We start from the raw sequence: 12,284 nt of genomic DNA, 5'->3' as shown, positions 1-12,284 counted from the left end.
GGAACCCCACATTGCACGCACGTCTCAGTTTGGCCCCTGCCCTCCGTTGCGCACAGCGACGCGCACTGCACCGCGTCGGGTTGACCCACCACGGATCGGTAGCGCTACCAATCCGTGGGTTGCGGAAATTACCGCTGCAAGGTCTCCATCGGCGCTTCATTGAAGTGCTGGCGATAGCCCTTGGCCAACGCCGAACGACTACCGACGCCCCAACGACTGGCCGCCTGCAACACACTGCCGCAGCCGCCTTCGGCCAGCAGTTCGTCGCGGATGCTTTGCATCCGGTAACGGCGCAGCACCTGCGTCGGCGATAGCCCGGTAGCCGACTTGAAGGCTTGCTGCAGCGCGCGCCCGGTGACTCCGATCTGTGCGGCCACTTCGTTGATCGACAGATCCGAGCGATGCGCATTGGTGATCATGTAGCTGTAGGCGCGTCGATACTTGGCCGGCAACCGGGCGGAGATATCGTCGCTGACGTGGGCCGGTGTGCCGCTTTCCAGCAAGCGCGGCGCTTGCACTTCGCTGCGCAGACACTGCACCGCGTCCAGCGCGTAGCGGTTGTAGAGCAGTAACGCTTGTTCGGTGCGCCCCATCGCCTGGCTGATCTTGGCCTGGCAGTACTCGAACTCCAGATTCCAGCGCGGCGCATGATGCCGACCGGCGCCGGCCAGCGCACGCTCGGCAAGATCGGCACGGCCCACCGCCAATGCCGCCAGCGCCAGCTCCACCTGCGCGTCCTGACGCGCGCACGGCGGGCAGCCGGTGGCCGCGGCCGGCAATGCGTCGATCTGCGCGTCGAAGCCGAAGGTGTCGCCACCGGCAATACGCAGCAGGCTACGCACATGCCGCATGCGCTGCGCCAGCACCGGCATGCTTTCTGCCAGATCGGCGATGCAGGCGCGCAGGTCGCTGGGCTCGAAGGCATGCGCGGCATCTTCCTGGCGCAGCGTGGCTTGCCAGAACACATGGTCGCTCATGCGATCGGAGCGACGGATACGCAGCTGCGCAATCATGTCCAGACGCAGCGCATTGGCGATCCGCAGCCATTCCGACGCCCCGCTCTCCAGGTCGGCCAGCACCTCGCTGGCGCGCTCCAGGGTCTGCAAGGCCAACGTACTCTGGCCGAGATGGAAGTGGGTCAGCGACTTGCCCAGCAGGCTCTCGCCGCACAGGCTGGGCGACGTTTCGCGGTCCATTGCCAACTGCGCAAAGCAATTCAACGCCGCGCTCAGGCGCCGCTGGCTCAGCATCAACCAGGCGGTGTTCCTGCACGACAGCAGGCGCAATTGGCGCTGATGCCCGCGCATTGCCTTCAAGGCCTGCCGATACGCATCTTCGGCCTCTTCCTGATATTCCAGGATCAGCAACGCATCGCCGCTGGCACCGAACAAACTGACCTCATCATCGGCGCCATCCACAGCGCCCTGTCCGTCGCGTCGCTGTTGGAGATGTTGCAGTCCCTGTGGCCAAGCACCAACCAGCATCCTGCTCGTATACGTAGGAAGACGTTCTGCGTAGGACAACGCAGAGATCGCTGCAAAGTAAGTGGAAAGGATCATGCCGGTCTCTCTCTTTGGGGGGCGGAGCAAAAGACAACAGGCGCCTAACTCGCTGGCGCAAACGATTGTATGCAGCGGATCCAATAGAATTTCTCTCTGAAAGCCATCGAAAAAATCAAAAAAGCTCACTCTGTCAAACATCCATGTGATGCGTTTTTTCGCGGCGCAAAGCGCAGTTGCACACCGTCGACGTCGTCGTAACGCCAGACATTTCGCGCCATCCGGTTGAGTATTGATGTCGCCGGTCTGCGCCAATATCCAAGGCACAGTCGGACAACGTCTGCGAACGCGCTGCGTCCATGCGCATTGATGGCTGTCGGCGATGACCAAGGCGATGCCCGATGACTGTACGGACACGTATGCCCAAGCGCATTTGATCGAGAGAAGCAGACATGACACGAGGGCAGATCACTGCCGACCTATTCCAGTCACGCGCGATCACACGACCAATCGCAATAGGTTGGTCTAGACCTCGGCGGACCGATGTCTCTGGTCACGCGTGTCGGTCCATGCCTTGCTGCATGACTGCATGTAGCGATTGCATTCGGACCAGACATGCCCGCTATGTAAGAGCTCTGTTACGTCTAAATGAGCGCGAGCTAAAGCCGCTGGCGACAAATCCGAAGCCGCGTACGCAAGTGTGAAACTTTTGGTCCCGGCAATGGTACATACCATTCGTCCAGCTCCGCTGGACTCTCCCCCGCCAACCGACTGGTCCGACGATGCAGCGATCTTTGAAGATGGATTTTGTCCTGGCATTGGCCGACCAGCACCGGCGCCCGCCCCATGCGTGGCTTCTACGCCGACACGCGAAGGCCGCCTAAATGAACGACCACTCTCCCCCCAACGCCGGATCGGTGTTCCTGTTGACGCAGGATGCGCGCCTGGTCTCGCAGGTCAACGCCAGCCTCGCACCGCTTGCGCGCAATGTCTCGACGTTTTCCGATGAACTGGAGCTTTTGCGTACGCTGCGGCATTCGCCGTGCGAGCTGCTGATCTTCGATGCCAGCTATGTCGCCGCCGATGACAGTTCACTGCTGGCATGGCAGCGCTGCCATAGCGGCCAGCCCACCCCGTTGATCGTGCTTGGACGTTTCGATTGCGCAGACAACATTCTGGCCTGGTATCGCGCAGGCGCGCAGGAAGTCCTTGCGCTGCCTTTCAATTCGCACGAGTTACACGTGCGCGCGGCGCTGGCGATATCGCCGGTGGCGCATGCCTGCCCGGAGACGCAGCACCTGAGCGTTGGTCCATACCGGTTGATCCGCGATGAAAATACCGTTTATCTGGACGGCAAGCCGATCGTATTGACCGCACGCGAGTTCTCGATTGCCTGGCTGCTCTTTTCCAGCCCCGGCGTGTGTTTCCGGCGTTGCCAACTGGCCAAGGCCGTCTGGGGCAGCCACACCGAATTCACCGACCGCACCATGGAGCAGCACATCTACAAGTTGCGCAAGAAACTGCAGCTGAGCAGTGACAGCAGCGCAGTGCGCATCAGAACCGTCTATTCGCACGGCTACAAGTTGGAGCTCGCGCTGCACGATACGGAGGCAACGACAATGAGCAAGGCCGTGAGCCCAAGCCTTGGCCCTGCACATCACGCAGCCGCCTGCTGAGCAAGCGCACCGCTGCCGATCTGCGATCTGCATTGCGCACTCTCGCTTGCGTTAAAGCGAAGGGTGTTTGATGACACGATGAGCGTCGGCACGCTCTCAAAGGCAGAGCGGTCTACACGCGCACCTGGCCCGCAGGCTGTGTCCCAATTCGAGTTCTGCAGGTGCGGGCCATACGACTGCAACTGCATCGCTCACTGCACAGCGCGGGGTACATGCTGATCAGCGTTGAGCGATATCGCTGCATCTCTACAGCGGTGTGGCAGCGACGAATGAGGCACTGTCAGCTGCCCCCGGACTGCTGAGCGAAAGACGCCCCAAGCATGTCGCTGTGTCGCCACCGTCCATGTCTGGGGATCCGGATCCGGACACCCGTCTGCGGAGCAGTGACGTTCCGCCTATGGGCGACGCGCAATGGCACCGTTGGCGCACTCACAAACGACAACGGCGCAGGGAGACCCCTGCGCCGTTGTCCGCTTTCATAACGCGCGAGTTACTGCTTGGGATTTTCGCCGTATTGGTTCGGGCCGGGCGTGCCTTCGATGCACATGAAGACCAGCAACACGAAAGCGCCAACATACGGCACCAGGCTGATCAGGTAAAACCAGCCGGACTTGTCCTGGTCGTGCAGGCGGCGCACCGTGACTGCAATGCCGGGCACGATCAACGCCAGACAAGCGATCACCATGACCGCACAGATCAGCCAAGCCAGCGCGCCAGGGCCGTTCTCGTTCCCCATCGCCACTGCGGCAACGGCAAACAGGCCGCCAAACACGAACAGCACCAGGAACTGCATCAGCGCGAACATCCAGTATTCCTTGCGACGCGAGCGACCGTTGAAGTCGGCGTAGCGCTTGAGCGGCAGCAACATCCATTCCATCGTGATTCTCCTGAAAACGGCAGTGAGCGGTGTCTGTGATCCGGTGCACAGTGCAACGGGCCGCGCATGTTGCCATAGCCTCACTCTTTCTGAAAACGCTTTCTCGACAACCAAATGCAAATCCCGGCGTTTGTCCGACAAACGGTTTGCAGGCGTCCGGTTGCTCCGCGGCGCATGCCGTGCCCGCCTCACGGAGCAGGTCTGAAAGGCGCGCGACGCCTCTGCGCTCAGCGTTTTTTGAAGGTGACAGGACGGCCGCACCTGTAGTGACCAAGCCGGACGACCATCGATGGTCGTCCGGCAGTCGGTCGGAACGATGGCTGCATGCTGCTCCCGAACATGGCCAATGCGGTGCTTGCGTCGCGTCGGCAGGTCGCTGGCCTGGCCTATCGCAACATGCGCGCACCGCGCGGCTTCAGTCCGCCGCCGCTTCCAATGCCTGGCTCAAGCGCTCCACCGCAATGATTTCCATGCCCTTGATGCTGGTGGTCTTGGGCGCATTGGCGCGGGGCACGATGGCACGCTTGAAACCATGGGTCGCTGCTTCCTTCAGGCGGTCCTCGCCATTGGGCACCGGGCGGATTTCGCCAGACAGCCCCACTTCGCCGAACGCGATGGTCTTTTCGGACAGCGGCCGGTCGCGCAGCGACGACAGCACTGCCAGCAGCACCGGCAAATCGGCCGCGGTTTCCTGCACGCGGATGCCGCCCACCACATTGACGAACACGTCCTGGTCGCCCACCACGATACCGCCATGGCGATGCAGTACCGCCAGCAACATCGCCAGCCGGTTCTGCTCCAGACCCACCGCAACCCGGCGTGGGTTGGACAACGGCGATGCATCCACCAGCGCCTGTACCTCCACCATCAGCGGGCGGGTGCCTTCGCGGGTGACCATCACGCAACTGCCCGGCTGCTGGGTGCTACCGCCGGACAGGAAGATCGCCGACGGGTTGGAGACCTCCTTGAGGCCCTTCTCGCCCATGGCGAACACGCCCAGTTCGTTGACCGCACCGAAGCGGTTCTTGAACGCACGCAGCAGGCGGAACCGGCTGCCGCTCTCGCCTTCGAAATACAGCACCGCATCGACCATGTGCTCGAGCACGCGTGGCCCGGCGATGCCGCCTTCCTTGGTCACATGGCCGACCAGAAACACCGCGGTGCCGGTTTCCTTGGCATAGCGCACCAGCCGCGCTGCGCTCTCGCGCACCTGGCTCACCGAGCCCGGCGCTGCGGTCAACGACTCGGTCCACAAGGTTTGTACCGAATCGGCCACGATCAGCTTCGGCCGGGCCACGCTGGCGTGCTGCAGGATGTTTTCGATGCCGGTTTCGGCCAGGGCGTTCAGGCCTTCCAGCGGCAGATCCAGGCGCACCGCGCGCCCGGCCACCTGGGCCAGCGATTCCTCGCCGGTCACATACAACACCGGCAACGTGGAGGCCATGCTCGCCAGCGCCTGCAGCAGCAACGTCGACTTGCCGATCCCTGGGTCGCCGCCGATCAGCACCACCGCCCCTTCCACCAGCCCGCCACCCAGCACCCGATCGAACTCGCCGATACCGGTGGAGACGCGCGCCTGCTCGGACTGCTGCACGTCCTTGAGCGCAGTGATCTTGGGTGCCTCGGCCTTGCCGGCCCAGCCGCTACGCCGCGATGCCGCTGGCGATGTCTTGCCGCCCGGGGTGGCGCTTTCGAGCACGATTTCGCTCAGCGTGTTCCAGACACCGCATTCGGTGCACTGCCCCTGCCACTTGGTGTACTCGGCACCGCACTCGCCGCAGACATAGGCCGTTTTCGCCTTCGCCATCGTTCTTGCCCATCGTTGCTGAAGCAGCAGGATAGTGGCTGACGGTCTCAGTGTACGCGACGCAGGGCTTTGCGGAATCGGGAATCGGGAATCGGGAATCGGGAATCGGGAATCGGGAATCGGGAATCGGGAATCGGGAATCGGGAATCGGGATTCGGGAATCGGGATTCGGGATTCGGGATTCGGGATTCGGGCAATTCGACGACTTACTGTTGTGTAGTGCAAGCGATCGACCAGCTGCGCTCACACAACAGCGGCATGACCGGTGAAGACCGGCCATGCCGCTTGGATTCCACCGATCCCACGCCGGTCAACGACGTGGGCGTGCGCCACTTAGCGCGCCTTGTACAACTCGCTCAGGCGATCCGGCTTGCCGGCGACGCGTTCCAGATGCGGATACAGCAGACCGCCGTGGTAGTCGATGCGGACGGTTTCGTAGCGGTCGCCGCGCTTGACCAGCAGTTCGATCGGCGCAGTGGTGCCCTTGGCCGCCTTGATCGCATCCTTGATCACATCGGCGCTGAAGGCGCGGCCGTTGACGGCCACCAGGGTGTTGCCGTTGATGATGCCGGCATTGAACGCCGGGCTGTCCCATAACACCTCGTTGACTTCACCCGAGCCTTCCAGCGACAGGCCCAGCGAATAGGTCAGGCTGACGTCGTTCTCGTTGCTCTCGTAGGTCTTGATCGCCAGGTTCGGCTCGTCGTTGTAGACCAGCTTCCAGCCGTTGGCTTCGATGCCGCCGTTCAACGAACCGTGCCCGTCCATGCGCTCGCGCAACAGGCTGGCCCAGTCGTATGCGGCCACGCCGTTGAGCGTGCTCACGATGTCGTCGAAGGTGTACGGATTGACGTCCCAATCGCCGTTCTTCATGCCGAAGAACGCCTTGGCGAAATCGTCGATGGAGCGCTTGTTGTTGGTGAGCGCGCGCAGCTTGCTATCCACTTCCAGCCACATCATCTGGCCGCCGGAGTAATAGTCCTCGCTCATCTGATAGCTGCGGTACGCCTTCGGACGCCGCATCGACATGGTCGGGTCGTTGGTGGTGTCCTGCACCGTGCGCCAGGCCATGCCGGGGCGGCCGCGCTCGTAGGTTGCCGCGACGCCGGCCAGCATGTCGCGCGCCTGGTCCTGCGTCCACAGGCCCGAACGGGCCGCCACCACTTCGCCCCAGAACTGGGTCTGGCCTTCGTACAGCCACAACAGGCTGTCGCCCATCGGCACGTTGAAGTTCGGCGTTGCCAGGTCGGCGCCACGGCGGTACTTGCCGTTCCAGGAGTGGTTGAACTCGTGCGCCAGCAGGTCGCGCATGGTCCAGCTCTTGTCCCACTCGGTGAAGTAATTCGGCGGGCCGCTGTTTTCGCTGGAACGGTGATGCTCCAGGCCGATGCCGCCCAGCTTCTTGGTCAGCGCCAGCAGGAATTCGTAATGGTCGAAATGACGCGCGCCGTACAGCTTGTCCATCTGCTGCACCAACGCAGCATGCGCCTTGATCTGCTCGGGCTTGGCCTCCAACGATTTGGCTTCATCGGCGAACACGTTGAGATAGACCGGCTGCTTGCCGGTGCTCAGTTCCACGCGCTTGTAGTACTTGCCGGCGAACATCGGCGAATCGACCAGGTCGTCGAAATCGATCGGCTTGAAGCTCACCGTGTCGCCGACGCGGCGATCGGTTTCCAGTGCCGTGGCATAGCTCCAGCCGGCCGGCAGCGTGACGCTGGCCTGCGCCTTGATGTTGCGCGCGAAATAACCGGCCGGGTACAGCGCCGTGGTGTTCCACTGCAGGTTGAGCATTTCCGGGGTCATCATCACCCGGCCCTGGTTGCCGGCCTGCGGCGAGAGGAACTTGAACTCGGCCGTCAGCTCGGTGGCGCCTTGTGGCACATCCACCTTGAACGCATAGACGTCGAACTGGTCGCGCTTCCAGGGCACCACCTTGCCATCGACCTTGATCACCAGACCGGCAAGCTTGTCGATCGGTCCGGTCGGCGAATGGTTGCCGGGAATCCACTGCGGGTATAGCAGCGTCATCGGGCCCGGCTTGGCCGGCATGGTGGTCTTGACCTTGAAGATGCGGTGCGCCAGATCGGTGGCATCCACGTCGATCTTCAAGGTGCCGTCGAACGGCACGTCCTGCGGCGGTGCGGTTTGCGCGGCCGCGGGCAGCGACAACGCCGCCAGCAACGACACGGACAACAGGGTGGGCATTTTCATCGCAACTCCGCAGGTGACCTGAAACAGGCAAGTCCACGATGCTAAGCGCCTGCCTGTGCTTCCCCGTATGCCATTGGTCATGCTGCGGGCGAAAAAAAGCCGCCAATTGCTTGGCGGCTTCTTCTTCAACGGGACATCGATCCAGCTAGCGGCCGTCTCAATGCATCATGTTGACGTTCATGTTGTGCAGCACCCACAGCGAACCCACGATCACGATGCCGATGATCAGCAGCGAGAACAGGCCCACCTGCACGTTGGAGCGCTGCTCGGGCGTGCGGTCCATATGCAGGAAGTACACCATGTGCACCAGCATCTGCACCGCGGCCATGACCGAGATCACCACGATGGTGACGCCTTTGGAGAATGCGCCGCTCATCACCATCGCAAACGGGATGACGGTGAGGATCACGGCCATCACAAAGCCGATCAGGTAGGACTTCAGGCCGCCGGCATGCGCGTCGGCAGCGGTATCGGTGTGGTGGTGATTGGCCATTACAGCGCTCCCAGCAGATAGACGACGGTGAACACACCGATCCAGATGATGTCCAGGAAGTGCCAGAACAGGCTCAGACAGGCCAGACGCGTGCTGTTGCGCGCTGTCAGGCCGTTCTTGGAAATCTGGATCACCAGCACGGCCATCCACAGAAGGCCGGAGGCCACGTGCAGGCCGTGCGTGCCCACCAGGGTGAAGAACGCCGACAGGAACGCGCTGCGCCCCGGGCCGGCACCTTCATGGATCAGATGGTTGAACTCCCACACTTCCATGCACAGGAAGCCGATACCCAGCAGCGCGGTCACCGCCAGCCAGCCGTACAGGCCGCCCATCTTGCGCTTGTGCGCGGCAATCATCGCAAAGCCGAAGCTCAGGCTGCTGAACAACAGCAGGAAGGTTTCCACCAGCACGAACTTCAGATCGAACAGCTCCTTGGCAGTCGGCCCGTCCACCGTGGCGCCGGAGAGCACCGCATAGGTGGCGAACAGACAGGCAAACAGCAGGCAGTCGCTCATCAGGTAGACCCAGAACCCGAAGACGGTGTTGCCACCGCCGTCGTGATGCTCGTGGTCGTGATCGTGGCCGCCCACGTGGGCGGCGTGGTCAAGCGTGGTCGAGGAAGCCATGGTCATACCACCTTCGCGGCCTGCGCCGCTTGTTGCTGTTCGAGCAGGGCGAAACGTGCGTTTTCGATGCGCTCCACTTCGTCGGCCGGCACCCAGTAATCGATGTCGTCATCGAAGGTGCGTGCGATGAAGCTGCCGATCATGCCCACCAGGCCAATGATGGCCAGCCACCAGATGTGCCAGATCAGACCGAAGCCCAGCAGCACGCTGAAGGCACCGATGTAGACGCCGGCGCCGGTGTTACGCGGCATGTGGATCGCTTCGTACTTGGACGGACGCACCCAGCCCTTGCCGTTCTGCTTGTCGGCCCAGAACTGATCGCGGTCGTCGATGTGCGGCAGCACGGCGAAGTTGTAGAACGGCGGCGGCGAGGAAGTTGCCCATTCCAGCGTACGGCCATCCCACGGGTCGCCCGTGTAGTCCATGTGCTCCTTGCGCTTCCACACGCTGTAACCGATCTGCACCAGGTTCAAGAAGATGCCCATGCCGATGATCGCAGCACCCACGGCGGCAACGTACAGCCACGGCGCCCATTCGGGGTGGTTGTAGGTGTTCATGCGACGGGTCATGCCCATGAAGCCGAGCACGTACAGCGGCATGAAGGCCACGAAGAAGCCGATGATCCAGCACCAGAACGAGGCCTTGCCGATCTTTTCGTTGAGCTTGAAGCCGAACGCCTTCGGGAACCAGTAGGTCAGGCCCGCCAGGTAACCGAACACCACGCCGCCGATGATCACGTTATGGAAGTGCGCGATCAGAAACAGGCTGTTGTGCAGCACGAAGTCCACCGCCGGAATCGCCAGCATCACGCCGGTCATGCCGCCGATGGTGAAGGTGATGATGAAGCCGATCGTCCACAGCACCGGCGAGGTCATGTGCACGCGACCGCGGAACATGGTGAATAGCCAGTTGAAGATCTTCACGCCAGTCGGGATCGAGATGATCATCGTCGTGATGCCGAAGAAGGCATTGACGTTGGCACCCGAGCCCATGGTGAAGAAGTGGTGCAACCACACCACGAACGACAGCACGCCGATGCAGGAGGTGGCGTACACCATCGAGGTGTAGCCGAACAGGCGCTTGCGGCTGTAGGTCGCGATCAACTCGGAGAAGATGCCGAATGCCGGCAGGATCAGGATGTAGACCTCTGGGTGACCCCAGATCCAGATCAGGTTGACGTACATCATGGCGTTGCCGCCACCGTCATTGGTGAAGAAGTGCGTGCCCAGGTAACGGTCGGCACCCAGCAGCGCCAACGCCACGGTCAGGATCGGGAACGCGGCGATGATCAGGATGTTGGTGATCAGCGCAGTCCAGGTGAAGATCGGCATGCGCATCAGGGTCATGCCCGGCGCGCGCATGCGCATGATCGTCACGAAGAAGTTGATGCCGGTCAGCAATGTGCCTAAGCCGGACACCTGCAATGCCCAGATGTAGTAATCGACACCGACCCCCGGACTGTATTCCAGCCCCGACAACGGCGGATACGCCAGCCAACCGGTCTGCGCGAATTCACCCACGCCCAGCGAGATGTTGATCAGCGCCGCACCGGCCACGAACAGCCAGAAGCTCAGCGAGTTCAGGAACGGGAACGCCACGTCGCGCGCACCGATCTGCAGCGGCACGATCAGGTTCAACAGGCCGGTCATGAACGGCATGGCCATGAAGAAGATCATGATCACGCCGTGCGCGGTAAAGATCTGGTCGTAGTGATGCGGGGGCAGCACGCCCTCGCCACCGCCGCCGGCCAGCGCCTGCTGGGTGCGCATCATCGCCGCGTCGGCAAAGCCGCGCAGCAGCATGACCAGCGCCACGATGATGTACATCACGCCGATGCGCTTGTGATCCACCGAGGTGAACCACTCTTTCCAGAGATAGCCCCACAGCTTGTACTTGGTGATGGCGCCCGCGATGAGCAGGCCGAGCAGGCCGGCACCACCCAGCGCGACCATGATGATCGGCTCGTGGTACGGAACTGCCTCGATGGTGAGTTTGCCTAGCATCACTTGTCTCCAGAAGTGCACATGGCGACCGGCTCCGTAGCCGATGCCTGATGGTCGCCGTGGCCTTTACTGTGGCCCGGACCATTCATGTATTTGTCGACCAGCGAGCGGAACATGCCGTCCTGCACCGACGAGTAGTAGGTGACCGGGTACTGTTCCTTGTCGTTGCGATTGGCTGCCAGCACCTGGTACTCGGCAGCGTTCAACGCGGTCGGCGATGCCTTGACCTTGGCCACCCAGGCCTCGAAGCCGGCCTGATCGACGGCGTGCGCCTTGAAGCTCATCTTCGAAAAGCCATGACCGCTGTAGTTGGTCGACAGGCCGAAGTATTCGCCCGGCTCGTTGGCCACCAGGTGCAGCTTGGTTTCCATGCCCGCCATGGCGTAGATCATGGTGCCCAGGTGCGGGATGAAGAACGAGTTCATCACCGTGTCGGAGGTGATCTTGAAGTTCAGCGGCGTGTGCACCGGGAACGCGATCTCGTTGACGGTGGCGATGTTCTGGTCGGGATAGATGAACATCCACTTCCAGTCCAGCGATACCGCTTCGATGGTGATCGGCTTGACGTCCGAATCCAGCGGCCGGTACGGGTCCAGCGCGTGCGACGAGCGCCAGGTCAGCACCGCAAGCACCAGGATGATCACGCACGGGATCGACCACACCACCACTTCGATGGCGGTGGAGTGCGACCAGTCCGGCTCGTAGCGCGCCTTGGTGTTGGAGGCGCGATATTTCCACGCGAACGCAATCGTCATCACGATCACCGGGATGACCACGATCAGCATCAGCACCACCGAGGTGATCAGCAGTTGCTTTTCGTCGTGGCCGATCTGGCCTTTCGGATTGAGGATGGCCGAGTTGCAGCCTGCCAGCAGCAGGAAGGGCAACATCAGACCTGGACGAAGTAAACGCCCGAGCTGTTTCAGCGGAATCATCGGTCGATCCAAGTGCGAAGGAACGCCAGCCTCGTTCGTCGTATCGGTCCTGGGATGTTCCCGACGCAGCCGTCTTCCTGGAGGAGATGAACTGCGCAGACCGAAGACACGGGTTAGCGCGCTAATTTTAGTCTTTGCTGCACCTGCACGAAAC

9 protein-coding genes are annotated in these 12,284 nt (G+C 62.1%); 1 reads left to right on the top strand and 8 read right to left on the bottom strand.

From position 1 onward, the window contains the following. Positions 1-128 precede the first annotated feature (128 nt). Positions 129-1,484, bottom strand: coding sequence for a helix-turn-helix transcriptional regulator (locus AMD14_RS06945; RefSeq protein WP_170913494.1), 1,356 nt, complete (start codon positions 1,482-1,484; stop codon positions 129-131). Positions 1,485-2,383: 899 nt separating this feature from the next. Here AMD14_RS06945 and AMD14_RS06940 point away from each other — a divergent pair. Further along, on the top strand, positions 2,384-3,175 hold the full coding sequence (locus tag AMD14_RS06940; protein WP_011050804.1) for a response regulator transcription factor: 792 nt from the start codon (positions 2,384-2,386) through the stop codon (positions 3,173-3,175). A gap of 490 nt (positions 3,176-3,665) precedes the next feature. On the opposite strand, the gene AMD14_RS06935 is transcribed toward AMD14_RS06940, so the two are convergent. From AMD14_RS06935 to cyoA, 7 genes are all read right to left on the bottom strand, one after another. After that, entirely contained in the window at positions 3,666-4,052 is a 387-nt protein-coding gene (locus AMD14_RS06935) for a DUF805 domain-containing protein (protein ID WP_003484288.1), read from the bottom strand. Positions 4,053-4,467: 415 nt separating this feature from the next. Continuing rightward, positions 4,468-5,859 (bottom strand): DNA repair protein RadA, encoded by a 1,392-nt coding sequence (gene radA / locus AMD14_RS06930; protein ID WP_003484290.1) that lies wholly within the window; start codon positions 5,857-5,859, stop codon positions 4,468-4,470. A 333-nt stretch (positions 5,860-6,192) separates the two neighbouring features. Then, positions 6,193-8,073 (bottom strand): M61 family metallopeptidase, encoded by a 1,881-nt coding sequence (locus tag AMD14_RS06925; RefSeq protein ID WP_157860650.1) that lies wholly within the window; start codon positions 8,071-8,073, stop codon positions 6,193-6,195. 157 nt (positions 8,074-8,230) lie between these two features. Further along, positions 8,231-8,566: a cytochrome o ubiquinol oxidase subunit IV gene (gene cyoD / locus AMD14_RS06920; RefSeq protein WP_003484294.1), complete on the bottom strand. Its 336-nt coding sequence runs from the start codon at positions 8,564-8,566 to the stop codon at positions 8,231-8,233. Beyond that, entirely contained in the window at positions 8,566-9,198 is a 633-nt protein-coding gene (gene cyoC / locus AMD14_RS06915) for a cytochrome o ubiquinol oxidase subunit III (protein WP_171843833.1), read from the bottom strand. Before cyoC ends, cyoD begins: the two co-directional genes overlap by 1 nt. After that, positions 9,195-11,195, bottom strand: coding sequence for a cytochrome o ubiquinol oxidase subunit I (cyoB, locus tag AMD14_RS06910; RefSeq protein ID WP_003484298.1), 2,001 nt, complete (start codon positions 11,193-11,195; stop codon positions 9,195-9,197). Before cyoB ends, cyoC begins: the two co-directional genes overlap by 4 nt. Continuing rightward, positions 11,195-12,130: a ubiquinol oxidase subunit II gene (gene cyoA / locus AMD14_RS06905; RefSeq protein ID WP_003484300.1), complete on the bottom strand. Its 936-nt coding sequence runs from the start codon at positions 12,128-12,130 to the stop codon at positions 11,195-11,197. Before cyoA ends, cyoB begins: the two co-directional genes overlap by 1 nt. Between the last annotated feature and the right edge of the window lie 154 nt (positions 12,131-12,284).

Source organism: Xanthomonas citri pv. citri (genome assembly GCF_000961215.1).
GTDB classification, from domain to species: domain Bacteria; phylum Pseudomonadota; class Gammaproteobacteria; order Xanthomonadales; family Xanthomonadaceae; genus Xanthomonas; species Xanthomonas cissicola.
The sequence above is the reverse complement of the archived record's forward strand: the minus strand, read 5'-3'. Positions and strand labels throughout refer to the sequence as shown.

What these genes read in the sequence shown, in the direction of transcription:
- AMD14_RS06945 (WP_170913494.1), bottom strand. Translation starts at nt 1,484, where the DNA reads ATGCTGGTTGGTGCTTGGCCACAGGGACTGCAACATCTCCAACAGCGA.
- AMD14_RS06940 (WP_011050804.1), top strand. Translation starts at nt 2,384, where the DNA reads ATGAACGACCACTCTCCCCCCAACGCCGGATCGGTGTTCCTGTTGACG.
- AMD14_RS06935 (WP_003484288.1), bottom strand. Translation starts at nt 4,052, where the DNA reads ATGGAATGGATGTTGCTGCCGCTCAAGCGCTACGCCGACTTCAACGGT.
- radA (WP_003484290.1), bottom strand. Translation starts at nt 5,859, where the DNA reads ATGGCGAAGGCGAAAACGGCCTATGTCTGCGGCGAGTGCGGTGCCGAG.
- AMD14_RS06925 (WP_157860650.1), bottom strand. Translation starts at nt 8,073, where the DNA reads ATGAAAATGCCCACCCTGTTGTCCGTGTCGTTGCTGGCGGCGTTGTCG.
- cyoD (WP_003484294.1), bottom strand. Translation starts at nt 8,566, where the DNA reads ATGGCCAATCACCACCACACCGATACCGCTGCCGACGCGCATGCCGGC.
- cyoC (WP_171843833.1), bottom strand. Translation starts at nt 9,198, where the DNA reads ATGACCATGGCTTCCTCGACCACGCTTGACCACGCCGCCCACGTGGGC.
- cyoB (WP_003484298.1), bottom strand. Translation starts at nt 11,195, where the DNA reads ATGCTAGGCAAACTCACCATCGAGGCAGTTCCGTACCACGAGCCGATC.
- cyoA (WP_003484300.1), bottom strand. Translation starts at nt 12,130, where the DNA reads ATGATTCCGCTGAAACAGCTCGGGCGTTTACTTCGTCCAGGTCTGATG.